We start from the raw sequence: 23,425 nt of genomic DNA on the forward strand, positions 1-23,425 counted from the left end.
GACACCAAACCGGGAGATCGGACCCTGATGTCTCACGCCTCGTCAAAGGCCTCGATCAGGCGCTCGTACGCCAGCTTCGGCCGCAGGGCCGCGTCCCACGGCAGAGAATCGGCCGTGCGCGGGGGATAGATCTTGGTGTCGGCGGTGGAACCGTACCGGTCGGTGAATCCCCATGTGGAGAACGATGTGCAGTTCGGCTCCTCCAGGCAGACCCGCAGCTTGCCCACCATCTCGTCAGCCTGGATCTCCTGCCCGTCCTCCTCATCCTCGCCTATGGGGACGTCCATCTCCGACACCCGCGCCTGGACCCCGAGCTCCGCCAGATCCCGCACATGGCTGCGGAAGGTCTCCGGGGCGATGCGGTCGCCGGGTGCGTACTCATGGTTCTGGAAACCTACGCCGTCGATCGGTACGCCGCGTTCCTTGAGCCGCTTGACCAGATCGTAAAGGGCGTCCCACCGCTCGCCTTCCTCCTCGACCCCGTACTCGTTGACGAACAGCCGTGCCTTCGGATCGGCCCGGTGGGCGGCCCTGAAAGCCTCGTCGATGTACTTCTCGCCCATGGCCTCGAACCACGGGCTCTGCTCGGAGCGCAGACCGAGATCCCCGTTGGTGTAGCTTTTCTCGTCGTCGGACATGGGCTCATTGACCACGTCCCATTCCGCAACCTTCCCCTTGAAGTGACCGGCGACCACGGCGATGTGCCGGAGCATGGTCCGGCGCACCTCCCCGGGATCGTCGTTCTCCCGCATCCAGTTGGGCAGAGCCTCGTGCCAGACGAGAGTGTGCGCATGCACCTTCATGTCGTTTGCGCGGGCGAAGCGTACGAGTAGGTCCGCGTCGCGGAAGTCATAGACGCCCCGGCGCGGGTGGAGGAACTGTGGCTTGAACGCGTTCTCCGGAGTGAGCATGGAGAACTGGCTCCCCGCGAGCGCCCGGTAGCGGGAGTCGGTGAGCAGCGGGTTCTCGGCCAGGGCGGCGCCGACGTCGAACGGCCGCCCCACGTCTGCGGCCCGCGCACGCAGCGAGTCGTCGGACTGCTCCTGGCGCAGCTGCGGCGCGTTGACCACGCGTAGCGAGTCACCGCTCTCGGCCCGCGCGATCAGTTGCGTCAGACGCCATCCCTCGCGGCGCTCGTCTTCGCCCGCGTCCGCCTCCAGGCCGAACCAGACAGTGCCCTCGGCGAACACCCCCGGGTCCTGCACGGTTCCCAGCCGCCGCCCGTCGGCTTTCACGCGGAAGGTGTCACCGATGCTCGATACGGCGAGCCTCACCGTCCCGGAGCAGCCGCAGTCGAAAACCTTGGAGGTGGCAGGCTCGTCGCCCTCGCCGTCCCATATCTGTACCTTCACTTGTCCGTCGGCGGTCACGCCGACGCGGAGTGAGGGCAGCTCCTGCCGCCACTCGTCGTAGATGACCGGTACCCGTCCGTACAGCCGCAGCCATGAGTCGCCGGCGTCGTCACCCACACCGGACATGCGCGCGGTGACGGTGAAGTCGCCATCGGACCTCAGATGCGGGCCGGCCAGGTTCAGCGGGGGATTGGGCTGGCCACCGGAGGAGTCCTGCTCCACGATGTGCCGATCCGATGCGCTGACCCGCAGGACGTCGTTCCGCGCAGTGGTGCCCGGCATCTGCGTCCAGTCATGGTTCCGCAGCAGGTCTGTGTCGTTCCCGCCCTCCGGCCCTTCGCTCTGCCCCGTACACCCGGCCGCCACCGCCATGACGAGCACCACGGCGGTAAGCCGCTGCCACGTCCCCCCGCCAAGGTTCACGATCCCTCCCGCTTTCTTGCCGAGACGTGATCAACGTCTCGAAACCGGACCATAGTTCATCACACATGAGGTACGGCGGCCTTGTGTGGCACGTCCCAGCTCGTGTGGCGGAGCGGGCCCGGGTCGTTCTGGCCTGCGCGGAAGGCGCGTCAAACACGCGTGTTGCTTCTCACTCCCAAGACAGCGAACCGCATCCCGAAACCGCCGCTGTCCGTGACAACACACCACTGTCGACCGTCTCTCACCACCACTGTCCCGAAACCGAGAAATCGCATCTGGTGCGACGGCAGTCGGGCGGCGGGCTGGGGGCGAAAAGAAATGTCAGAATCTGAGCAGTCTTGCCAAAATGTGGCGCTATGGAGAACCCCTTGCGCCACAAGTACCCCCATCATGAGTGGACCCCTGTGACCGAAGGGGACTCGGGTGCCTTCGTCTTCCGCCTCACCGGACAGCAGAGCGACCTGTACGCGAAGATCGCGCCGCGCGCCCCGGAACACCCGGCTTTCGACCTGGCCGGCGAAGCTGATCGGCTCGAATGGCTGGCCCGTCACGGCATTCCGGTACCCCGCATCGCCGAGCGTGGCGGCAACGATGCCTTCGTTTGGACTGTCACCGAGGCTGTACCCGGTGTCTCGGCTGCCGAGGAGTGGCCAGAGCACCAACGCTTCGCCGTTGTCGAGGCCATGGCACGCCTCACCCGCGCTCTGCACGAACTGCCCGCGGACAGGTGCCCCTTCGACCGTTCGCTGTCCGTGGCGATTGCCGAGGCCCGTCGCAATCTGCGTGAGGGGCTCGTGGACCTCGATGACGTGGGCAAGGAGCGCAAAGGCTGGTCCGGTGCGCAACTCCTGGCCGAACTCGACCGCACTCAGCCGGAGACAGAGGACGTGGTCGTCTGCCACGGGGACCTCTGCCCGAACAACGTCCTGCTCGATCCCGTGACGTGCGAGGTCACCGGAGTGATCGACGTGGGCCGCCTCGGCCTCGCTGACCGCCACGCCGACCTCGCCCTGACCGCCCGTGAGCTGGCGATCGACGAGGACCCCTGGTTCGGCCCCAAGTACACCGAGCAGTTCCTCGGGCTGTACGACGACCCCGGCATCGACAAGGACAAAATGGCCTTCTACCGGTTGCTCGACGAGTTCTTCTAACCGCATCGCGGACTGAGGGTGCCGGCCACACGCATCTCCCCCGTGGACACGCGTCGCCCAGTACACACCACCTCCAAGGTGCGGACCGGCCGGGTACGCGCCACGGGCCAGTGCGGGGACGGGGGCAGGTGCGGGGACGGGGACGGGGGCGACTGGTGGAACCGGAGCAGGCGCAGCAGCCGCGGCCGGAGCAGGCACAGGTGGTGCGGCGGGCACGGCCACGGCCGCCGGAGCAGGCACAGATGCGGGCGCGGTGGGTACCGGCGCTTTGGCCGGAGCAGGCACGGGCCCCAGTGCGGGTGGTGCGGGGTCGTGAGTGCGGAAGCTGTTGGTGCGTAACGGGTGGTCCTGCCAGGTCCCGGCCCGCAGAGCGATGGAGCGGGACGACGATGCGGTCGCGGGGGTGGGCCAAGGAGGTGCGGCCCCGCGCGGAAGGCTCGCGGCGGCGCGTGGAGCCTGGCTCGTCATCGAGGACGAAGCCGGCTTCTCCATGACGCCGCCGCACGCGAAGGCATGGGCCCCACGCGGCCGGACCCCGGCGGTCCGAGTCCGCGGACGTTCCCGCAGACGCATATCCATCGCCGCTCCGACCTGCTGCAGACCCGGACACCGGTCAAGGCTGATCCACCGGCCCCGCCGCGACGACGGCCGGCGTGACGGGCGCGGGAGCTTCTCCTGGCGCGACTACCGCGACCTGCTCATCGCCGCCCACCAGCAGCTCGGCGGCACGATCGTGCTCATCCGGGACAACCTCGACGTCCACAAGGCCGCCGGACTGCGGGAGCTCGCCGCATCCCGGGACCGGCTGACCATCTACTGCCTGCCGCCCTACGCACCCGACCCCAACCGCGTCGAAGGCATCCGGTCACTCCTACGGCGCGGATGGCTCTCCAACGTCGCCTTCAGCACCCCCGAACACCTCGTCCAGACCGTCCGGCGCGACCTGCGGCACATTCAGTACCGCAGCCACCTCATAGACGGCTGCCTCACCGAGACCGGCCTGACCATCCGACCCACCTGATCAGCAGCACCACATCCCGAGTTCAACCTCAGTAGGTAAACACCATCGCGCCCGCTCATCGGCATGAGCGGAGCCGATAGGGAGGGTTCGTGTTTGACTTCGTAGACTTCCTGGCCACCGGAGCAGTCGGTGCCGCTTTCAATTCCGACGAGGCCGAGGTGAGGAAGGCAGCGGTGGCCTTGGGGCTGACAACCGTACGGCAGGAGATAGACCCCAGTTACGACTCGTTTGGGCTCTTCGCCGGCGGAGTGGAGTTCCTGTTCGAAGATGCTGAACTGATGTGCGTGCAGTTCGAGGTTGAGCGCACCGGCCCGCTCGATCTGTCAGGTTCCAGGATCGACCAGTCCACCACGCTTGAGGAGTTCACCCGCGCCCTCGACCAAGTGGGCATTGGATGGTCCTCCGGCCTCTTGCACACGGGTGAGACCGTCGTCACAACCACAGGTTGGGTGCACTGCTACTTCACCGCCGACGAGCCTCACTGCTTCGTGACCGCAATCTCCGCCGTTACCTAATACTCCCGCCGGACTTCTTCATTAGTACTGGTCAGCGGCTTGGGTGTAGGGAGTGTAGCGGGCTCGAACGGGGCAGGGCAGTCTTTGTCGGGCTGTGCCACGAACATGTGGCCGCGCTGCTTGTACTGGCAACGTCTCGGGCAGCCCGCCGGCATGGCTGATGTACCAAAGAACGTGAGGAAGAGGGATTCGACGATCTTCTCTTCCGTGGGTCCCTGGGCTTGGCGGGCCGCAAGAACAGCTGGCAGCTCGCCGAGTACGCGGGCCATACGCCCCCTGACAGGCTGTAGCACCCGTTCTCCCGAAACCGCTGGGAGGCCGACGAGCTCAGCGACGACCTGCACGCACCCAGCGCGCGGTGAAGGGGGTAAGCGGGCTGTCGGCGCCCTTCCGGCGGGGGGCGCGGCCCTTGCGCAGTACCTCCAGCGCGAAGGACACGAGCGTCCTGTCCCGAGGAAGCACGAAGAGCCGGTCGAGGTCGACGGCCAGGAGCACTCCGTGAAACTCGGTGTGTCCATCAGCAACACCAAAAGCCGACGCGACAAGCTCACCCCCGAACAACTCCAGGCCCTCACCGATCTCGGCATGGAATGGGCGTGGCACCGGCTATGGCCGGTCGTTGAACCCACCGTGTCGCCCGGGGTCTCGTGCTGTCGGCGGCGCCGGCATCACCGGGCGCAGTCCGGGGTGTCCGGGAGGTTCAGGCGGCCGAGTCTTTCCAGCAGGTGGGCGACGTGATCGGGCTCCGGGGCGTCCCTCACCGCTGCGGCCGCGGTGAGGATGTCCTGCCGGATTTCCACCGGCACCACCCACCCGTCGAGCGGACCGCCATGCAACTCGACCTCGGCCGTCATGTCGTCCACCACCCCACCGTACGAAGCAGACACCCCCACAGGTGAGCAATCCAGCCAGGAAGCAGGCGCGGAGCAACCCGACGCCCCTGGAGTGCCGCCGCTCCCGGAAACCCACCACACCACCGGTGTGCCGCACAGGGCCTCGGCTTGATAGAACCGAATCGCTGCGCTGGCGTGGTGTGCTGAGATCGAATACAGGCATGCCTCCCACGCCTGCCCGCCACCCACGGCTACGCCCTACCACTCGTCTCACTGCCCGTACCTCCGTCGGCCTGGGAGCAGGCTCCACCCGGCCACCAGACACTCCCGCTGCCCCTGCTGCTGCCCCGGAGGGTTTGGACTGGGCGCGGCGGATCGAGTTGTTCACCGTGGTGGTCGCGGCTGTCGTGGCGGTGGTGGGTCTCTGGTACTCGAACGTTCAGACCAGACAGGCCAATAAGCAGGCCCAGCAGGCCACCGCTCAGGCGCGGGATGACCGGGCGCTGGCCAAGGAGGGGCAGATCACCGACCGGTACACGGCGGCGGTGGGAAACCTCGGTGAGGACAAGGTGGACGTACGGCTGGGCGGCATCTACGCCCTGCAGCGGATCATGCAGGACTCCCACCGCGACCAGCCCACCATCGCCAACGTCCTCACCACCTACATCCGCACCCACACAGCCAAATCCCCAGCGAAGAGCCAGGACGTCCCGGCCGACGTCCACGCCGCCCTGACGTCCTCGCCACCCGCGACACAAACTGGGGCGGCAGCTTTCTCCTGGATCTCCGCGGCGCCCAGCTCCCCAACATCAACCTCGCACCCACACCCGGATTCGCGCCGACTCCGCCTGGTGAACGTCTGGGTGGTGCAGCTCTGCGTGGTGCAGACCTGCGTGGCGCGGACCTGACCGGTGCGAACCTGCGCGACGCATGGAACTTGACGAAGGAGCAGATTGACTCAGCACTTACTGACGGTAAGACACGGCTGCCAGCCCCGCTCCGGTAACCCCCTGGCGGCTTCCCGCCCGCATTAGAGCGCGGCTTCACCGGTCGCGGAGGCCGGGTGAGACAGAACTGTCCGGCACTCTGGTGCGGACCGGTCGCCCACTCCCCGGCGTTGTCGCTGGTCAGCCGCCGGACAGCCCTGGACAGCCGCGCTTTGTCCGCGTGCAGTCGCTGGGGCTTGAGGTGCCGACCGCGGTGGGGGTCGTGTCGCGTTTGGTGTGGCCGGCGACCATGGGCTTCAGGGCGAGGCTGTCGTGGACGTTCGCGGCGGAGACGCCGACGACCAGGGGCAGTCCGTTCGCGTCCGACAGGACGTGCATCCCGGAACCCGGCTCACCCCGGTCCACAGCGCTCGGACCTGTGTGTTCGCCCCCTTTTCAGCCCGCACGTGCGCGGAGCCCAGCACGACGCGCGAGACGTCGATGACGCCGGCGTCGTCGAGGCGGTGCACCACCGCTTCATGGAGGCGGCCCCGGACACCGGCCCTCGACCAGATCATGAAGCGACGGTGCACCGTCGACTTCGACACCCCGAAACACGGCGTGTCGACTTCGACACCCCGAAACACGGCGGCAAAGCCCGCCAAGAACACCCGCTGACCAGCACATAGACGATCGCCGCGAACAACGTCTCATCAGGCGTGTCCTGCGTCCCACCGCCCTGCGGCCGCACCCCCGACGGCGGGATCAGAGGCCTCGCGATCTCCCACAGCCCGTCCGGAACAATCCAACTCCACGTCCCCTGCCCCACGTTGGACAGTGCTACCCAGCCTCATCACATAGGACACCGTCCTATCTGCACCAGGGCATCACGTTCAATCGAGCGGCGCGCTCGGGCAGTTCTCAGCGCCAACGTGCACAGACACCGACACAGCCCGACTCACTCGCACGAATCAACATCTAGCGCTGGTGGCTTGGTCACCCCGTCAGCGGCGCGGGGCCCATGGGTCGTCGTGCTCCTCAGGATCGGTCTGGTCTGGGTGAAGCATCTTTCGGACGCAGTGCCGCAGTCCCGTTTCGCCGGATCCGCTGGCAGCAGCCATCCAGGGCAAGGCGCCCATGGCCTGGGCGCGCTCATTGGTGGCGAGGTCGTCGACAGCGGCGCGCAGGTCTTCGGGGACGGGTTCGTCGGTGAGGCAGAGCCAGCCGATCGCGGCGGCCAGCCGGACCTTGGGTGGCTGTGTCCGCTGCCGCCACTTCTCTCGGATCCATGCGGTGGTCGGCGAGTGGGGGTGAGTGCGTGTGGCTTCGGCGGTGGCGAGGACCAAGGCGGCTCTGACGATCGGGTCCCGCTCGACGGCAAACCGGGCACGGAAGGAGGAACGGACCGCGCGGTCGGGGTCTGCGGCGGTGGCCAGTGTGTAGGCGGCGTCGATGCGTATCGACGGGTCGGAATCGCTGAGAAGGGGCTGCAGGAGAGCGATGTCGGCGGTGATCGCTGCCCGGGCGGCGGCGACCGACCAGCCAGCAGGGTAGCCGGTCACCTCGACGCCATAGTCGTCGTACAGATCTCCGTCCTGGGCGTCGGCGCGGTGGAGCAACAGTTCATTGCGGGAGGCAACACCGAAGTAGCGGGCGCGGGCCGGGGAGGAGACCTCGGCGAGCGCGTCGGCACGGTAGGGGTGGCGGGTGTCGGCGGCGATGCGGATCAGGAACGGTACGGCGAGAACGGCGGCGGCCCGCATGTCGTTGGCGCACATGCCGTCCACAACGCCCGTTCCGGTGCGAACAGGCGAGTCCTTGGTGTGCAGCAGGTGAATGGCCTCCCTGACATGTTCCCCCCGGGGGAAGCGCTCCCAGGGGACTTGGTCGAGCAAGAATCCGTTTTTGGCCTCGGGCCGGATGGCGGCCACCGCTGCTCGAACGTCGAATGGCCCGCCTGCGAACGAGGACAGTTCTGCCCCGTCCGCCAACGCCCGGCACATCGCGAACGTCGGATCGGTCCGCCATTCGCCCACGTCACACCCCACCGCCGAGTCCAATCGGAGCCGATCATGCTTCCACAGAAAGCAATTGAGTGCATCAGCGCGCCGCGGCGAACCAGTACGGCGAGGACCCCACGACCGGATCCGCGCCCACCCGGTCACAGCATCCCGAGCTCCGTGTCCGGCCGGCAGCGCGTACACGCCCGGACCCCGTCCGCGAGCGCACCCCGCGCCTCCTCCCGGCTGATCACCTTCAGCCGCTTCCCCGCCGCAGAACGCCCACCGACATGGATCTCCATCGCCGGAGCACCGACACCGATCCCGTGCTCCATCACCCAGTCCGGCGCAGGCAGGCGCACTCGCTCACCCTGCCGCCGCTCCCACTCGCGCTGCTCAGCGGCCGCGACGGCCTCATCGGTCCGGGCAACCCACATGGCATGCCAGGACCGCATTCTGTGGAATCAGATTTGTCAAGCTTGCGTGGCTTCGCCCTGCCGGACGTCGACGATCGGCAGGAGTCGAGCCGCGCCGGGGGCCTTGATCTCGTGGGGTGTAGGCCCGGCTGGGGTCGGGGCATCGACAAGTATGCCGAGAAGTTGATCGATTGAGTTCTGGCCGTCGGTGACCGCGGCTTGTTCGTCCTCGGTGAGCGGGATCGAGTCGGTCATCTTCTGCAAGTTGGCTTTGGCTTCCAGGAGTTGTGCTCTCATGGAGTCCTTTGGGGTGTAGAAGTCGCAGCGGGCGCAGGCCGTGCGGTGCTGGCACTGTTCGAAGAAGGTGTAGGTGCTCAGTTGGAGAGGACGAGGCCACTCACCGCCCGAGCCGCGCCGCGCTGACCTGGCCCCGGTCTCCTATCCCTGACCCAGGGTGCAAGGTAGCGGCGGCCACGGAAACTCGTCTTCCCGGCCGTCGTCATCGGGGGCTCGGCCCGAGACGGAACGTACGATTGGACATCGGGCCGAACGGAGAGCTGCGAGGACTCAAGTGGCTGGCGAAATGAGCAAAGAGGTGATCATCAGCCCCCGCAGCGAGCACGTGCGGGAGGAGCTGGCGGAAGCCGCTGCCTGGAGCGCGTACGCGGCGGAGCTTCGCGAGGTGCTCGGAGCCGCGATTGAGAAGAGCGGCGCAGACCTCTTGGAGGTGGGCGGGCTGCTGGTTAGCGAGCCCCTTCCCGAAGAGCACCGCAGCCTGCGCAACGGTGCAGAGGTCCGGCCGCCGCAAGCGATAGGTCTCGCCGAGGGAATGGCAGCCGGGCGGGGGCCGTATTGTCAGCTCGCTGCACCCGGGAAACTTCAGATCGAGCCGGGATGGGACGGAGCGGTACACCTCTTCACCACTGCAGCGGTGGCCACCGATCTGGCGGGACGCCATGGTGAGGGCGTGACGTTCCTGTGGCGAGACGCGGCTCCTGAACCCGTAGAGGTCTCGGACCCCGTTGACGCCGTCGCGGACGCGGGTTTCTGGGCGAGGGTGGCGGAGGCGTCCGAGCGCCTGACCCTGGTATGCGAGCGCTGGGCGTACGGCGCTCACGGGTACAGATGGTTCCGCGTGACGCCGGAGAGCACAGCCGAAGTGGCCCGACTACTGCGGCCGCGCTCGCTGGTTTGCGTGGCCGCCGAGCCGGAGCTGAACCCCAGAGCGGAACTGCTGCAAGACGACTTCACCGTCTTCATGGCCCCGCTGACGCACGGCGAACTGGCCCACCGGAACTACCCCGGTGGAGCCGACACACTCTCCGAGGTCGCGGATGACGGTTTCTCCCTCATGCTGGCCGATGCGGCACTGGCCGACTGGTGCGCCGTCGTACCGGACACGGACGGAGTGGCCAGGGGGCAGTGGGAGACTCCGGGTGAGTACTGAGGTTGAACTCGGGATGTCGTGCTGCTGATCAGGTGGGTCGGATGGTCAGGCCGGTCTCGGTGAGACAGCCGTCCATGAGGTGGCTGCGGTACTGAATGTGCCGCAGGCCGCGCCGGACGGTCTGGACGAGGTGTTCGGGGGTGCTGAAGGCGACGTTGGAGCCATCCGCGCCGTAGGAGTGACCGGATGCCTTCGACGGGGTTGAGGTCGGGTGCGTGGGGCGGCAGGCAGTAGATGGTCAGCCGGTCCCGGGATGCGGCGAACTCCCGCAGTCCGGCGGCCTTGTGGACGTTGAGCCAACGGTCCACGAAGACCGCGAGGGGAATGGCCGGAGGGTGTACGGCGGACAGGCTGCGCCACAGGCCCCAGGACGCGGCGACCGCACGCTCGGAGGCAAGGTGTGGCTGCGAGAAATCGAGCAGGGCACGTGGTCCTCCGGCGCAGACGCCCGGGGCGCTGGGGCGGGGCGCGCCGTCGTATCCAGGGTCGTCGTGGATGAGCCTCGGATCGTCCATGTGTCCGGGCACGACTGCGAAACCCATGCCGTTGCTCCCGCCGTGGATGCGGCGTTCGTCCCACATGCCACGGTCGACGGGGTTGTCATCCGTGTCTAGGCAGAAAGGCGCGAGGGCCTCTGCAAGCGCCCTTTCGATATCGTCTGCGGCCTCGGCCGGCAGACAGACCGTCACCCATACGCCAGCCATCTACCCATCTTTGCCATGTCGACGAACAGCATGATCGCACGGGTGCGGCGACGCGCCACAAGCCAGGTCGGATGGCGAAGCGGGCGGAGCCGGCGCGCGGGCGCGGGCGCGTCAGCGTGGTCTCCTACGCCATCGTGGCGAAGTGCAACCAGTTCCCCGACGAAGCCCCTGCCTGATGCTGCATCCTCCACGAAGCGGCGGCGGTCGCCGCCTGGTTCTTCGTAGGAGATATGCGTATGCCAGTGAGCCTTTTTCAACTTCACGCTGACGTGTGATGGAGGACGAGTACGGCCTGGACGATCGTGGTGATGCGGTCGTTCTGCAGCGGAGCTTCCGAAGGAGCCGCCGGCTCTTCAGGGCCCCATGGTCTGCTCGGCCGGGCAGCGGATCTTGGCGTGACTACTGTTGTGTCGGCGCTTCCAGCGCTTGGGCCGACGGCCTCGGAACGGGACGCGGACGGGGTGGCCGGCTCCCTGGTACACCTTGTCCGCCCAGCACTTCAGCTCGGCTGCGGCGAGCGCGTCGGTGATCCCGTGGGTCCGTGCGGCGGTCAGGTCGTGGACGGACCCGGGCAGGGCGGAGGACGCCCGCAACAGCCGGCCGGACGGATCGGTGAGGACCTGGACGTTCATGCCGTGACGCTTGTGTTTCCCGGAGCAGTACGGGGGTGTCGGCGGAGATCCTTTCGATCGGCGGGAGAGTGCCGTCCAGGATCACGAACGCCTTGGTCCGCATATTCTTCATCGCCTCGGTCAGGGTCGGGGCGAGGGCGGCCAGGACGTCGATTGCCTCGCGTATGTGGCGATGGACCGTCGCGATGCCGATGCGGAACCCGGCGGCGAGCTGGGCACAGGTATCGCCACACCGCGGGTGAGCCAAGGCGAGCAGGGCCTGTCGGCCTGCGGGCAGACGCCGCCGGCGCGCCCCGATCTCCCGCCCCCGGGCATGCAGCCGAGCGCTCAGGTACCGCAAGGCACGGCTGGACAGATCAATCGACGACGGGCGGACAAGCACGCGAAGCTCCTGGTGGGGCACGGTGGATCTTGGTCGTGACACCTCCTTCCAGGAGCTTCATCGCGTTGCAGAGCCGCCCAACTGACGTACATAGCTGACAGGTTGGAACCAGCTCATCGTCACCGGAACCGAGGCAACACCCCCTCGGTGCGCTCCCGCTCCCGGACACCACACGGCGACGGTCGGACAGTCCAGCTCTTTGCGCAGCTCGTCCTCCTACCGCAGCCGTGGACGGACAGTCCAACTTCCACCGCCTGGCCGCACCTCACGTCCCCGAGACGGCCAGGCACCGCGCCCGCCGGCGGCCACACCCGGGCCCGCTCGAACTGTGTGCTTGCCCGCTTCCGGTCCTCGTCGTAGCGGGGAAAATACTCCGCGATCAGGGCGGCTCGTACCGGATCACAGGGCACCGGGACCCCGTTGAAGAACGCCAGCAGCGCCAGGTCCCCGGCCGTCCTGCACCACGGAGCGCAGGTGAGGAGACCTGTCACCAGGACTGCTGTCTCCGGCCTGTAGACCCTGGTGCTCCCGATCCGCATCAGGGTGTCCGGCCCCGGCCGCGGAATCAGCCCAGCAGTTCGCCATCGCTCCAGTTGGCAGGGGCTGAGCTTCAGCCCGTATTCTGCTGCCATCCGGATCAAGTGCCTGTCCGCCGCGCTGGGTTCAGTTCTGACCATGGACTCAACCTACGGAGCAGGTCCCCGTGTTCTCCGGGAACAGGCGCGGGGCGGCCGGCGGTCCCCTGAACCGCGTCAAACACAGCTGCACAACGGCGCCGAGCACATTCTGGGCCCGACGGAACTTCCGCAGGAACGCCTCCGGGGTGAGGGTGGAGTACCGGATCAGCTCCTCCTTACCGATCGTCGGGAGCGACCGCAGGGGCCTCAAACTCCTCATCGCTGAAAACCCTCGTCGTCATCCGCCCGCCCTCCCCTCACCGTCACCCGTTCAGCCCGACGAGCCACCCCGCGCCCGGCAACGGGCCACCGCCCCGCCTTCGTGGCACTGCCTCGCGCCACGCAGCACCTGGGCATCGTCCGCCGGGAGGAGTTGGCCAGATCGCTGCGCTGACGGGCGCTCCGATGGGGGCAGGACTCGGCTCCGTGGGCCTCAGCACCGGCGCTGTCCGAGCCCCGGGCGCGGCGTCCTGATTACACCGCTCCTCGTTCCTGAAAGTTCTGTGGCGCCGTCACTTCCTGTGCCACAGTGAATCGTGTGAGGCCGATCCCTTGCGGGCCGGGAAGGTTCAGGATGTCTGGGGGACGAGTGGAATCCGGAATCGACAGGCCCGGCGACGGTCAGTTGCACCCGGTGCGGGATCTGGTGCGCTCGGTAGTGGCGTCCGTCGCGCCGGAGGAACTGCCGCTTGTGGAGGGGCTTCGCCGCTTCGACGACGCCACGGTGACACGGCGACTAAGCCGCAGGGGCAAACGTCGCGAGCCGCTGGGTTTCGGAATCGGAGAGGTCGCCGCGCTGGTGACACCCGTCGTGTGGTTGGTGCTCGACGGAGTGGCGCAGCACATGGTGGCGACGACGGTGACCAACGCCTCCCAGAGGGTGACGGGTATGACGCGGCGGCTGTTGCGACGACCGGCCTCGGTAGCGGTGGTCTCGGCACTGACGCGGGATCAGCTGGTCCAGGTTCGGGCACTCATCCTGGCGGCGGCCCAGCAGCGTGGGCTCCCGGCTGAACGGGCCGACGAGCTCGCCGATGCGGTGGTGGCTCGGCTGGCCCTGTTCGACGAATCGGATGCGCCTGCTCCGCCGGCGCCAGAGCCTCCGGCCGATCCGGGCGCTATCGGCTCGGCCACCGGGCGGGACTAGGTGTCTGGCGGGCTCGGACCGGAAGAGCGGCTTCGGATCAACGAGAAGGTCCTTGGCGCGGGTACGGGCCCCCGGTTCGTCTCCCTGTTGCTTCTGATGCTGACCGCCAGCGGGGCCATGATCCTGGAGGTGTTCAGAGTCCTGGCCGACGGGGACGTGACCGGATGCACCCTCGCTGCAGGCGTGGACCCCGCTGATGGCAGTTTCTGGAATTCGACACTCAGCATCACCGGTCAGGCCATAGCGTTTCGGTCCTGCATGTCCATCTGGGCACCCGCGCCGCCGTGGTGGCAGCTGGCCTGCTGGCCCCTGCTGTTGATGGTCATGGCCTGGCTGCTTTTCGCGGTGCTGCCGCGGTGGAAGGCCCGCCGCAGCCGTGTCGTCCCGCTGGAGTCAGTCGATCCAGGCGGTGCACTCCTCGCCCAACTCCGCGAGCTGTGCGCCGCGACGGATGTGGCTTCGCTGCCCCGGGTAGTGATCGACCCCGCAGCCGGCTCCGTCAGCGCGGTGGTGTTCGGCCGCACCCGCCGTCCCGTCGTCCGTATTCACGGCGGCCTGCTCGCCGTCCGCCACCGCGATCCAAAGCGGTTCCGGGCTGTGCTGCTGCACGAGCTCGCCCACATTGCCAACCATGACATCACCCTGACCTACCTCACGGTAGCCCTGTGGCGGGTCTTCCTCGCGCTGGTACTGCTGCCGTACGTGCTCTGCTTGGGCTATGTGGCGTACGGGGTCGTTGCGAACGGCGGCATGCCGCGGCTGGACCGGGCGACGGCGTTGGCCGTCGTCATGGTCGTGCTGCTGTATCTCACCCACTCCGACACCCTGCGGAGCCGGGAGATCTACGCCGACCTGACCGCAGCGCGCTGGGGCGCGGACCCGCACGGCTGGTCCGTCACCGCCACGCCGCACCGGAGTGCGGCGCGCGGCACTCTCGACTCGTTCCTCGAACTGTGGCGCACACACCCGCGTTGGGGCCTGCGTCAGGGAGCGTTCGCTGACCCCGCGCCGCTGTTCCGTATCGCCGTCCTGCCGCTCTTCCTCCTCGGCACCGTGCCTGTCATGGCCGTATCCCAGGTGATCCGGCAGATCTCGCTGTATCACGTTAATTTCACCAGCAACCTGATGGTGATCCTGGTCGTCATTCCTGGTGCGCTGGTGGCCGGTGTGATCGTGGTCGCCCTGTGGCGGGCGGTTGCGTATGCCCTGTTGACCGGTTCCCGAGTGCCTTCCGGGGGGTGGGCCGGGGGGTGGCTGGGGGCGGGGATGTCGGTCGGCCTGGTCCTGAGCGGCTTCGGAGCGGGCTGGTCCTGGCTGCCGGAGCAACCGCTGGTCCTGCTCGTGCCTGTGGCGGCGGGAGCAGCCTTCGGTTGGTGGGTCACGCAGTGCGCACGTCTATGGATCGGCACTTCGCGCGGCCGGACTCTGCGCCCCGCGCTCGGCCTTTGTGCGGCTGTCTCCTCCCTCGCCATGATGGCGTGGCTCACGTGGTGGATGCTCGCTGGGGCCACAAGCCTGAACAGAGACAGTCCGAGCGCCCGTATGATCGCCCGCGACATCCTGCAATGGCTTCCCTCCGCAGATCCGACCGGGGACCTGAGCAGAGTTCCCGGCATCGCCGTGGTGTTCCCCCAGTTGAGCAGCATTGCGGACACACCGCTGTGCGCCCTCGTGATCACCCTCCTGTGGGTCCTGCCGCTGCTCGCCTGGGCGAAGGGGCCGGTAGCGGACAGTCCCGGTTGGGAGCCGACCCGGGCAGCTCTGACGGAAGATCCTGTGGCGTCTTTGCGTAAAGTCCTACGCCCCGGGTTGGCGGGTGGGGCACTGGCGTGTCTTGCCGTCGTAGGCGTCCAGGCGTACGTCCACACCGGACAACCAGTACCGGAGACGCGGGGCGGCCTCTACGCCCTGCGGTACACAGCACTCCTGCTGCTGGCACTGTGCCTGCCGGCAACCATGGCCGCCGCCGTGGCGAGCACCGCAGACCGACGCTACCGCCTGCTAGGTGGCCTGATAGCCGGTCAGGCAGCAGCTCTGATGGGGCTCACCGCCATGGCCCTGCTCGTGTCCGTTGACGGTTGCGTCACCCCCCTCAACGTCCTGTCGGACAGCTGCGCCTGGCGGCCGGCCTGGTGGCGGCCGTTGTTCCCGTTCACATTCATTCTGAACAACGCCCTGGTCCTCTGCGCACTCACCGCCGTCATCACCGGTCTGGCCACCAGTCTTCTCCGCCCTCGGCGGCCACCGAACGCGCGCGTCACCAGTAATGTGGATGCGCGGACCCGCGGAGCTCGCGCTCGATTGCTCGCGGTGAGTCTGCTGTGCGCCGCGGCAGTCGCGGCCACCGCGACGGACGGAGCTGTCCGGAGGTACCAGCTCGGCCTCAGGAACAACACCCTCACATACCAACGCAGCCTGGTGCAGAACTGGGGGCTCCCGGGTCCGCCGCTGTCAGAAGCCACCCGCCTCAGGCAGATCCGGGCCTGGTATCGCCTCCGCGGCGACAAGCTCATCGACGCAGCGATCTGGTACGACCAGCAACTGACCGCCGCCCTCCGTTCGGCGCGGGACGACGAGGACCGGTGGGGCGCGTTGTACCAGCTGCTTCCGTCGGTCTGTAGCGACTGGGGGACGGCCGTCTGGTTCGAGACAATATGGTTCCGCGTGCCCGCCGAACCGCCCGTACGAGCCGACTGGCATCAGATGGCTACCTGGGCGGACACCGGAAGCCGCCGCTGCACCCAAGCACTGGACGCACGCGACCCCAAGGCCCTGCTGAGCGCACTGCGCAACCTGCGAGCGGCCGCCTTCTGCGCCGAATCCGTCAACGCCGCGATCGACGGAATCCTGCGTGATGGCGGCTATCGGGGCACCTCCCGCCCGGCCGCTACGGGCTCCAAGGCCGTCTGTGACCACACCGGCCAGGAGCCTGCTCCTGGAAGCTCGTAACAGCTCGCGATGCGGTCGGTCCCGGCAGAATTCGTCCGAGTCGTCCGCCTGGACGGTCGGCACCGGGTAGAAGACTCCGTAGCGTGAACTCACCCAGGTGTAGAAGAGTTCAAGGCAGCGCGATCCGTATCGAACGAAGTCGGCCGGATGCGTTCACCACCGCGCAGGTCAGTGATTCGCCAGTCCTTGAACGCTTCGACATCGCGTGCGCTCGCACAGTCCCACGAACTGCCGATGGCCTCCAGGAAATCCAGCCACACCATCAGTGCGTATGCGTACCGCCGCTAGGTGCTTGCTTCGTGTGCCGCCATTCGCCCCGTTCGGAAGGAACAGGTTGATGCGAGGGTCCCGACCGAACTGATGGAGAGATGATCACAGGGGTTTCGTGGCGTGCGTCGTTGCGGGCCGCTCTGGCGAGCAGATCGCCGAACCTCAGAATGCCAGGATCATCGCTGGGTGGGGCCGGGCCGGTTCGCGCGGCGGGTGACCGCTTCGGCGTCGGGGAGGTCGAGCGCAGCCAGGCCGACAGCGGCGGATGCCGCGAGGAACTGCCGTCGCCGGTGGGTGGACCGGGAGAACCGGACGCCGGCCCCGTCGTGAATCTCCATCGCCTGGCGCGAGCGCGACGACCACCTCCACACCCGCGCCCGCACCGCGCTCGCCCGCCTGCTCAAGGACGTCCATACCGAGCCGTACGACGGCGGCGAACTCGACTGGCCGTCCTGGCGGACCTTTACCGCCACCCAGGCCGACCCGCAGCTCACCATGGCCGGCCTCACCCCGGACTTGTGGGCCATCGGCCACTCCACCGCGACGACCGCCGCCGTCCTTCAACAGGATGGAACGATCCTCGCCGACCGCCCCGGATCCCCGTCCCTCGCCGTCCTGCGCGACTGGCTCACCGCCTGGGAGAGCGCCGGCCGCCCGGCGCCCGAGACCTACACCCCCACTCTCGCCTGCGGCGCCGACGGCCGGCACCTGCGCCTCACCCGTGAGAACCCGGAAGGCTGACAAGCGCACCCCAGAGCGCTACTGGTCACTGCGCCGTAGCTTCGGGAGAGCGGGGTCGCCCCCCTGCGATGTCAGGCCGTACGGGTGTCGCGGTTGCCCGCCTTATCACACCTCTCTCCTTGATGACGGTCATAGTGGGGATTTCCGCCATTTCACCGATGAGAGGTGACTGATTTGAAGAAACGGTGCCTCACTGGCGGTGATTGTGCGGATACTGTGCGCATCGCGTGGTGGTAGGACGTGCGTACGGGCCTTGGAAGCTCCGGCTCGCGTCATCGCTCCGCTCGAAGCACTTGTCCCGCCAGTTCGCACCAGCACTCCAGTCATGCCGCTGATGGCCTCTCGCGCACGGGCGGCAGGAAGGAACTCGCATGTCCCTCCCCTCGATACTGCGGCGCTGCGGCGCCGCAGTGGCGGCCGCGGCGCTCTTACTGCTCGCCCCGGCGTCGGCGTCGGCTGTCGACTTCGGCCTCGGCGGCAACGTATCCCTCGGCTGGTCGGTCCCGAACGCCCCCTCAGGGCATCTGACCAACATCACCTTCCCGATGGCGATCAACCCGGCGAGCGAGCAGACCGGCCTCTACTACGCCCAGCAGTTCGGCGTCGCCAACGGCCGGATCGGTTATACGGGCCTGCAGCCCCAGCCGACCAGCGGCAACACCCAGCAGTTCCGTGCCATCTTCTCGGTGTTCGCCTCCGGCGGCGCCGGCACCCCCGGAGACACCTCCAGCAACGACCCCAACTGCCGACCGGGCGCCGACGGCGACGCCGGCCAGTCGTGCTCCGTCCTCTTCAACGCCGTATACGGCCACACCTACAACCTCACGGTGAAGCGGACCGCGAGCACGTCCACCACCAACACCTGGACCGGCGACGTCTACGACTCCGCCAACCCCCAGCAGCTCGTGGCCCACATCGGCAGCTGGACGGTGCCGAGCGGTCTGCTCACCTCCTCGGGCAACGGGTTCGTCGAGTACGTCTACTACAACGCCGCCGGCACCTGTGCTCAGAACACGGTGTCCGACGCCTACTTCGGCGGCCCCAGCAGCACGGACGCGGGCGGCCTGTCCGGCACGGTCAACAACGTCTACGAGTACGGCAGCTGCGCGGGCCAGTCCAATTTCGCCAGCACGCCCTCGGGGTCGGGCCAGCACGTTGTGCGCGGCTTCACCAGTACCAGCCCCATCAAGGGCTCGGCCTCCGGTCTCTGCCTGAACTCCCCCAGCCAGGAGCCCTGGGGCGCGCAGACGAACATCGTGGCCTGTGACGGTACCGGCAAGCAGATCTGGATGTTCCTGCCCAATTCCCCGAGCGTCTCCACCTCCCCGGTGCCCACCACCCCCCTCAGCCCCCAGGGCGTGATCCAGGGCTTCCTGCGCTTGGGAGCGACGGACCCCCTCGGCTACGCCGTGTGCCTGGACAACAACGGCGAGAGCACTCCGGGCGGCAAGGTGACCGTCTGGGGATGCGGTTCCCATAACACCAACCAGCAGTGGCGGCTCTACCCCGACGGCACCCTTCGCGCCGCGGACTCGGGTCTGTGCATCGATGTCGCGGGCGGCGCGACCGGCAGCGGCAGCCTGCTCGTCCAGCAGACCTGCAACGGCGGCAACAGCCAGAAGTGGGTCCGGCAGGCCAACCCCTGATCCCGGATGATCCCGGAGTGGCCGAAGCCTGACGGCGTCGTGGGCGCCTGAACCGTGCGCGTACGCATGGGCGGCGCCCTTGCTCTGATGAGGGCGGGCGCCGTGGTGTGCCGGGGAGAGTCAGTTGTTGACCAGCGACCCTGTAGCCAGCACCGAGTGCCTTGGCTCCCTCCTGGGGTGGGTCGCCTCCGGACCGGCCATACACTCGACCAACGGTCGAGCGGCAGAGTGGGAACAGTAGTTGGGCAAGCAGGAGATGCGACGCAGGGTATACGCACCGCTGCGGAGGGCGGGCCTGAAGGTGCTTGGGCGCCGGGTCCGCCTGCTCGACGACTGGGACATCATGGGCGCCGCTTGCGCGATCCGCCTGGGGCGAGCGAGCACGGCTACCCCGAGCACCTGCTCGGCTCACGTGCCGGACGCCCGGAGTTCGCAATGCTCTCCTTGGACAGCACCGTCGCCGTGCTCGGGACGACCTGGGAGGCCGGCATCAGCTACCTCGCGATGCCCGACCCGGGCGATACGAAGCCCGTACAGCGAAGGCTCGACTGGGCGGCGACCAGGGTGTGGGACCCCCGGGAGGAGTGGTTCATGGGGGCACCCCGCACGGAGCGAGAGGAAGCGCTCGCATGGCTGCGGCACGACGAGCCGGCCATCCGGAGGTCAAGCGCCCGCTCAGCCTTGCCCACCCGGCTATCAGCGCTTGCTCGCTGCTGCTCGGCTCCTGGGTGATCACCGGACTCGCCGAGCGGGAAAGCCGGGTTCTCCTCAACGGGCTGCTGGAGCACACGACCAGCGCGTCCGTGTCTACAGCCACCGCTGGAACAGGGCGGCCTGGCCGGGGGGTCAACCGCGAGTTGCTGACTGCGAAGGGATCAGTTTTCTGATGCGGACGCGTCCCTCGGAGCCGGTCTGGCATCGGACACGGCTTGCACCCATCGCTGTTCCACCGTGACGCCCGCCTGCAGGCCTCGAAGGCGTGACGCCGGGTCAGGCTTGCCCAGTCCTCTGGAGGCGTGGATGCCCGCAGCCCCGCCGTAGATCTCTAGCCGGTCGTCTTCCTCGTTCCAGAGGCCCGCGAAGACATACTGGCCGCCGACCTTGATGGCCGGAGCTCCCGGGTCCGGGATTTCCTCGCCGGACTCCGAGAAGGCGTTCGTGTTGACGGTGATCCTTCCGGTGACGCCGCCCTTGAAGGACCGTTCGGCCTCGACCAGCCACTGCTGTTCCATATCGCCGTTGTCATCGGTGCGCTGCTGGCCGGTCTTGCTGATGACCGTGCCGTGGACGAGGTGCTGTGCGGCCTGTGCCACATACTCGTCCCTGGACAGGTCGGGGACCCGCAGAGACTCCGACTGGACTGCTCGGGGCGGGGCTTGGGCGTCTGTCAGGCTGAGGTAGGCGCCGTAGCCGGCCGCGGTCATGACGGCGGCGGCCGATGCCAACACGGCGATACCCCGACTGATGCGCATCTCATCCCCAGAGTTTGTGGTAGGCGTCGCGGTCATAATCCGTTGGCTGATTGCTCGCCACCTCGCTCATGTTCGGAGTCATGAGCGATTTCCTGTCCTGGCCTTTGTGGCAGAAGCCGAGCGCGTGACCGAACTCGTGTGCGGCTGCCGCTCTTCTCCAGTAGTCGGAGGCCCAGTCTCCACGGCCGTCCAGGTAATGCTTGTTGAGGTAAATGTAATCTGTCGCACCCATATTGCCGTGGCGTTCCCATGTCGCGAGTGCGCCGTCGGCCGTCTTCTTGTCCTTCCAGTGCAGGTCGTTGCTGGTCAGGGCGTCGTCCGGTGCGATCTTCACCTTATTCAGACTGTGGTTCGAGGTGTACCAGCGGGACTGCGACCACGTGCGTGCGTTGTCGTACTTCGTTGCCTCGGTCCACCTGATTTCCCGGTCGTCGACGGACGAGAACGTCTTCGAGTCCTTCTTTCCGTTCACGCATTTCGCTGGAGCTGCCGCGGCAACGCTGGTGCGAGGCAACGTTGAGGCAAGGCTGGTGCACGTCGCGACGAAAAGCGCGATCGGCCACAGCCGTAATCGCCGAGGAGTGATTGCGTGAGGCATTCGGCCAGAATATGACGCAGCACAGTGCCGCAGTGTCCCGTCCTCGCTCTCCGTGTACTCCCGTTCGTGCCCTTGCCTCCTCGGCGGGAGCCGGTCCCGGGCTCGGAAGGGCGCGGCGTGGCACAGGCCTGCGCTGGCCACGGTGCGGGCGGAACGCTTGGGCCCGGGCCTGTGGGCTGGTTCGGCGTTGCCACCATCGTCGCCTCGGGGCGTTCGGGTCCGTCCCGATGGGTGGGGCGGGGATGCCGGGGCGAGCGGTGCGGTCGGGCTCCAGCCCGACCCGGGCCGGATGCGCACGGACAGGGACGCGTGTAGGTTCCGCAGGTTCGTGACCAGCCGCGGGTCTCTGACCTGCGGGGTTCGGAGTCGTGAGCAATGCTGGCCCCTCGATCCGGCGCCTGAGCATGGGCAATCCGGGCCCTCGACGACAGCTCTCGCGGCCGCGCTCGCGGCAAACCCGCAGGTCGTCGGCTGCGATGTCCATGGAACCGCGGAATTGCTCGTCCATTGCCCATTTCTGGTTCCGTTGTCCATCAAGTCGCGGAACCTACAACGACCTTTCAGATCACTCCCGGCCTACCTGGAGACAGTGGAGCTCGGCGAACAGCCCGTCGTGGCACAGGAGGAGTTCGTCGTAGGTGCCGGTTTGCACGATGGTTCCGCCGCTCATGACGACGACTTTGCCGGCGACGCATGTGCTGGCGAGGCGGTGCGCTGCCATTGGCCTCCCGACGGGTCGTGTCCGCCCCACCAGGAGCGGGCCAGGGGGGGTATCCAGCCCGTCGGGCGTACAGCACCGCACTGTCGTACCACCAGCCCGGCCCGCGCGGCAGCACCGACACCGCCTTGGCCAGCGCCACCCTGATCGGGTACTCCATACCCCGATCCTGCGACCCCGGAAGTGCAGCGGCGCGGCGGGCGGTCCGGGCGGCCTACTCCTCGCCCGTGCGGGGCCGGGGCACGCACGGTATCTGTTCGGTGCAGCGGGGTGCGGAGGGTGGCCGGTGGGGCCTGGTGATGGGGGTGCTGCTGGAGGAGTGCGGTGTTTCCCGGGGTGCGCCCGGTCAGGTAGCGCAGGAGCAGGCGCAGTCGGCGGGCGGCCACGTCAGCTCTCCCGGTCCGGTGTGTCGGACAGTTCCAGGGTGACGGGGGTGGTGCCGGTATTGGCTGCGCTGACGCGGGTGGTGTGCCGGGTGGGGTGCAGGCCCATGGCGGCGAGGTCCTCGGTGCCGTAGAGCGCGGACAGCAGTGCGGCCGCGGAATGGAGGGTCAGCGGGGTGGTGGGGCTGTACCCGAGCAGGGCGGCGGTGTCCGGGTCCGTTTGGGCTTCCTGGCGGGCGTGGGCGAGGACCTGCCGGGGGTCGGTGACGGTGAGGTCGTCGACCTGTATGCGCTGAACGCGGACGCGCAGATCGACGGGACGGCGGGCCGGTGCGGGCCGCGGGGCGGCGATGGCGGGCAGCAGGCTCGGGTGGGTCATGAGGCGGGCTCCAGGGTGCGTGCGGCCGGAACCAGGGTGCGCGGTCCGGCGGGGTGGGGGGTGGTGGGGGCGAGGACCGCCCAGGCGCGTGAGCGGTAGGGGTAGGGAGCGCGGCTGTGTCCGTGGCGGGCTGAAAGGTGGTCGACGATGACGAGGCCGCGGCCGTGCTCGTCGCTGTCGTGTTCGTCGGGTCGGGCGGCGGGGGGAACGGTGGGGCCGCCGTCATCGACCTGGACGTGGTAGCAGCCCGCCTGGTCGCGGCTGAGGTGGGCCCGGATCGGGCCGGTGGTGTGGATGACCGCGTTGGTGACCAGCTCACACATCACCAGCAGGACGTCGTCCGTCTCCTCGTCCGTCGCGTCCCAGCGAGTCAGGGCCTCGGCGGCCCAGGTCCGGGCCCGTGGGCAGGCGCTGGGTCGGTGGGCGAGGTGAAGGCTGGTCCGGGCGCGCCGGCGAGCGGTGAGCGAGGTGGTCACAGGAGGCTCCGCAGGGGTGTGAGAAGCGTGTGGGGCGGCCCGTCCCACCGCGTGGCGCGTGGTGAAGTCGGACATACTCACCATGAGAGCGCCGCGCGTTCGTCGCAAGGCGCGTTGTGTGCACTGTGCGCAGGCTGCGCGCAGTGTCGGATCGAGCAGCGGAGGCG

Annotated in this window: 21 protein-coding genes and 4 pseudogenes; 12 read left to right on the forward strand and 13 right to left on the reverse strand. The window is 68.1% G+C overall.

The genetic code is table 11. The features are described from left to right. Positions 1-32: 32 nt before the first annotated feature. Positions 33-1,775, reverse strand: a complete 1,743-nt coding sequence (locus tag OHA98_RS20455) for an endo-1,4-beta-xylanase (RefSeq protein ID WP_266928029.1) — start codon at positions 1,773-1,775, stop codon at positions 33-35. Positions 1,776-2,131: 356 nt separating this feature from the next. Between OHA98_RS20455 and OHA98_RS20460 the strand changes: the two genes are divergently transcribed. From OHA98_RS20460 to OHA98_RS20475, 4 genes and pseudogenes are all read left to right on the forward strand, one after another. Continuing rightward, a complete protein-coding gene (locus tag OHA98_RS20460) occupies positions 2,132-2,926 on the forward strand; it encodes an APH(3')-V family aminoglycoside O-phosphotransferase (protein ID WP_266928031.1) in 795 nt (264 codons plus the stop codon). 490 nt (positions 2,927-3,416) lie between these two features. Beyond that, positions 3,417-3,947, forward strand: a complete 531-nt coding sequence (locus tag OHA98_RS20465) for a transposase (protein WP_266930822.1) — start codon at positions 3,417-3,419, stop codon at positions 3,945-3,947. Between the two features lie 89 nt (positions 3,948-4,036). Beyond that, positions 4,037-4,462, forward strand: a complete 426-nt coding sequence (locus tag OHA98_RS20470) for a hypothetical protein (protein WP_266928033.1) — start codon at positions 4,037-4,039, stop codon at positions 4,460-4,462. A 396-nt stretch (positions 4,463-4,858) separates the two neighbouring features. Next, a pseudogene (locus tag OHA98_RS20475) lies at positions 4,859-5,200 on the forward strand (helicase associated domain-containing protein); the annotation flags it as partial. On the opposite strand, the gene OHA98_RS20480 reads toward OHA98_RS20475, so the two are convergent. Further along, positions 5,131-5,325, reverse strand: a complete 195-nt coding sequence (locus OHA98_RS20480) for a hypothetical protein (RefSeq protein WP_266931010.1) — start codon at positions 5,323-5,325, stop codon at positions 5,131-5,133. The pseudogene OHA98_RS20475 and the gene OHA98_RS20480 overlap by 70 nt on opposite strands. A 326-nt stretch (positions 5,326-5,651) precedes the next feature. Between OHA98_RS20480 and OHA98_RS20485 the strand changes: the two genes are divergently transcribed. Together OHA98_RS20485 and OHA98_RS20490 are read left to right on the forward strand one after the other, a co-directional pair. Further along, entirely contained in the window at positions 5,652-6,203 is a 552-nt protein-coding gene (locus tag OHA98_RS20485) for a hypothetical protein (protein ID WP_266931011.1), read from the forward strand. Further along, on the forward strand, positions 6,185-6,301 hold the full coding sequence (locus tag OHA98_RS20490; RefSeq protein WP_266930824.1) for a hypothetical protein: 117 nt from the start codon (positions 6,185-6,187) through the stop codon (positions 6,299-6,301). The genes OHA98_RS20485 and OHA98_RS20490 overlap by 19 nt, the downstream gene beginning before the upstream one ends. Before the next feature lie 149 nt (positions 6,302-6,450). Here OHA98_RS20490 and OHA98_RS20495 read toward each other — a convergent pair. The 4 genes and pseudogenes from OHA98_RS20495 to OHA98_RS20510 all read right to left on the reverse strand — a co-directional run. Then, positions 6,451-7,050, reverse strand: a pseudogene (locus OHA98_RS20495) (IS5 family transposase); the annotation flags it as partial. Between the two features lie 175 nt (positions 7,051-7,225). Next, complete coding sequence (locus OHA98_RS20500) at positions 7,226-8,116, reverse strand: hypothetical protein (protein ID WP_266928035.1); 891 nt, start codon at positions 8,114-8,116, stop codon at positions 7,226-7,228. Positions 8,117-8,382: 266 nt separating this feature from the next. Continuing rightward, positions 8,383-8,676 (reverse strand): DUF6233 domain-containing protein, encoded by a 294-nt coding sequence (locus tag OHA98_RS20505; RefSeq protein WP_266928036.1) that lies wholly within the window; start codon positions 8,674-8,676, stop codon positions 8,383-8,385. Between the two features lie 18 nt (positions 8,677-8,694). After that, positions 8,695-8,934 carry a hypothetical protein gene (locus tag OHA98_RS20510; RefSeq protein ID WP_266928038.1) on the reverse strand — a complete coding sequence of 80 codons (240 nt, stop codon included), beginning with the start codon at positions 8,932-8,934 and terminating at the stop codon, positions 8,695-8,697. Positions 8,935-9,220: 286 nt separating this feature from the next. On the opposite strand from OHA98_RS20510, the gene OHA98_RS20515 reads away from it, so the two are divergent. Next, complete coding sequence (locus OHA98_RS20515; protein ID WP_266928040.1) at positions 9,221-10,084, forward strand: hypothetical protein; 864 nt, start codon at positions 9,221-9,223, stop codon at positions 10,082-10,084. 28 nt (positions 10,085-10,112) lie between these two features. On the opposite strand, the pseudogene OHA98_RS20520 reads toward OHA98_RS20515, so the two are convergent. After that, a pseudogene (locus OHA98_RS20520) lies at positions 10,113-10,380 on the reverse strand (transposase); the annotation flags it as partial. A 667-nt stretch (positions 10,381-11,047) separates the two neighbouring features. Beyond that, positions 11,048-11,802: pseudogene (locus OHA98_RS20525) on the reverse strand (transposase family protein). A gap of 1,266 nt (positions 11,803-13,068) precedes the next feature. Here OHA98_RS20525 and OHA98_RS20530 point away from each other — a divergent pair. Both OHA98_RS20530 and OHA98_RS20535 read left to right on the forward strand, forming a co-directional pair. Then, on the forward strand, positions 13,069-13,626 hold the full coding sequence (locus OHA98_RS20530; RefSeq protein ID WP_266928041.1) for a hypothetical protein: 558 nt from the start codon (positions 13,069-13,071) through the stop codon (positions 13,624-13,626). Between the two features lie 96 nt (positions 13,627-13,722). Further along, positions 13,723-16,575 (forward strand): M48 family metalloprotease, encoded by a 2,853-nt coding sequence (locus OHA98_RS20535; RefSeq protein WP_266928042.1) that lies wholly within the window; start codon positions 13,723-13,725, stop codon positions 16,573-16,575. Positions 16,576-17,021: 446 nt separating this feature from the next. Here OHA98_RS20535 and OHA98_RS20540 read toward each other — a convergent pair whose 3' ends face one another. Continuing rightward, entirely contained in the window at positions 17,022-17,342 is a 321-nt protein-coding gene (locus OHA98_RS20540) for a hypothetical protein (RefSeq protein ID WP_266928044.1), read from the reverse strand. On the opposite strand from OHA98_RS20540, the gene OHA98_RS20545 reads away from it, so the two are divergent. The 3 genes from OHA98_RS20545 (at position 17,341) to OHA98_RS20555 (ending at position 19,964) form a co-directional block, all read left to right on the forward strand. Further along, complete coding sequence (locus OHA98_RS20545) at positions 17,341-17,586, forward strand: hypothetical protein (RefSeq protein ID WP_266928045.1); 246 nt, start codon at positions 17,341-17,343, stop codon at positions 17,584-17,586. The genes OHA98_RS20540 and OHA98_RS20545 overlap by 2 nt on opposite strands. 371 nt (positions 17,587-17,957) lie before the next feature. Beyond that, a complete protein-coding gene (locus OHA98_RS20550) occupies positions 17,958-19,232 on the forward strand; it encodes an RICIN domain-containing protein (protein WP_266928047.1) in 1,275 nt (424 codons plus the stop codon). A 354-nt stretch (positions 19,233-19,586) separates the two neighbouring features. Further along, positions 19,587-19,964 carry a hypothetical protein gene (locus tag OHA98_RS20555; protein WP_266928049.1) on the forward strand — a complete coding sequence of 126 codons (378 nt, stop codon included), beginning with the start codon at positions 19,587-19,589 and terminating at the stop codon, positions 19,962-19,964. Between the two features lie 143 nt (positions 19,965-20,107). Here OHA98_RS20555 and OHA98_RS20560 read toward each other — a convergent pair whose 3' ends face one another. The 4 genes from OHA98_RS20560 to OHA98_RS20575 all read right to left on the reverse strand — a co-directional run bounded on the left by OHA98_RS20560 (position 20,108) and on the right by OHA98_RS20575 (position 23,258). Continuing rightward, positions 20,108-20,740 carry a hypothetical protein gene (locus OHA98_RS20560; protein WP_266928051.1) on the reverse strand — a complete coding sequence of 211 codons (633 nt, stop codon included), beginning with the start codon at positions 20,738-20,740 and terminating at the stop codon, positions 20,108-20,110. Beyond that, positions 20,706-21,176, reverse strand: coding sequence for a matrixin family metalloprotease (locus OHA98_RS20565; protein ID WP_266928053.1), 471 nt, complete (start codon positions 21,174-21,176; stop codon positions 20,706-20,708). The genes OHA98_RS20560 and OHA98_RS20565 overlap by 35 nt, the downstream gene beginning before the upstream one ends. 1,231 nt (positions 21,177-22,407) lie before the next feature. Beyond that, a complete protein-coding gene (locus OHA98_RS20570; protein WP_266928055.1) occupies positions 22,408-22,782 on the reverse strand; it encodes a hypothetical protein in 375 nt (124 codons plus the stop codon). Further along, positions 22,779-23,258: an ATP-binding protein gene (locus OHA98_RS20575; protein ID WP_266928056.1), complete on the reverse strand. Its 480-nt coding sequence runs from the start codon at positions 23,256-23,258 to the stop codon at positions 22,779-22,781. Before OHA98_RS20575 ends, OHA98_RS20570 begins: the two co-directional genes overlap by 4 nt. Positions 23,259-23,425: the final 167 nt, after the last annotated feature.

The sequence above is a fragment of the Streptomyces sp. NBC_00654 genome, assembly GCF_026341775.1.
Classification (GTDB): domain Bacteria; phylum Actinomycetota; class Actinomycetes; order Streptomycetales; family Streptomycetaceae; genus Streptomyces.

Coding starts and splice junctions, on each gene's coding strand:
- OHA98_RS20460 (WP_266928031.1), top strand. CDS start 2,132: ATGGAGAACCCCTTGCGCCACAAGTACCCCCATCATGAGTGGACCCCT.
- OHA98_RS20465 (WP_266930822.1), top strand. CDS start 3,417: ATGACGCCGCCGCACGCGAAGGCATGGGCCCCACGCGGCCGGACCCCG.
- OHA98_RS20505 (WP_266928036.1), bottom strand. CDS start 8,676: ATGCGGTCCTGGCATGCCATGTGGGTTGCCCGGACCGATGAGGCCGTC.
- OHA98_RS20510 (WP_266928038.1), bottom strand. CDS start 8,934: ATGAGAGCACAACTCCTGGAAGCCAAAGCCAACTTGCAGAAGATGACC.
- OHA98_RS20515 (WP_266928040.1), top strand. CDS start 9,221: ATGAGCAAAGAGGTGATCATCAGCCCCCGCAGCGAGCACGTGCGGGAG.
- OHA98_RS20535 (WP_266928042.1), top strand. CDS start 13,723: ATGCTGACCGCCAGCGGGGCCATGATCCTGGAGGTGTTCAGAGTCCTG.
- OHA98_RS20545 (WP_266928045.1), top strand. CDS start 17,341: ATGGCCGGCCTCACCCCGGACTTGTGGGCCATCGGCCACTCCACCGCG.
- OHA98_RS20540 (WP_266928044.1), bottom strand. CDS start 17,342: ATGGTGAGCTGCGGGTCGGCCTGGGTGGCGGTAAAGGTCCGCCAGGAC.
- OHA98_RS20550 (WP_266928047.1), top strand. CDS start 17,958: ATGTCCCTCCCCTCGATACTGCGGCGCTGCGGCGCCGCAGTGGCGGCC.
- OHA98_RS20560 (WP_266928051.1), bottom strand. CDS start 20,740: ATGACCGCGACGCCTACCACAAACTCTGGGGATGAGATGCGCATCAGT.
- OHA98_RS20570 (WP_266928055.1), bottom strand. CDS start 22,782: ATGACCCACCCGAGCCTGCTGCCCGCCATCGCCGCCCCGCGGCCCGCA.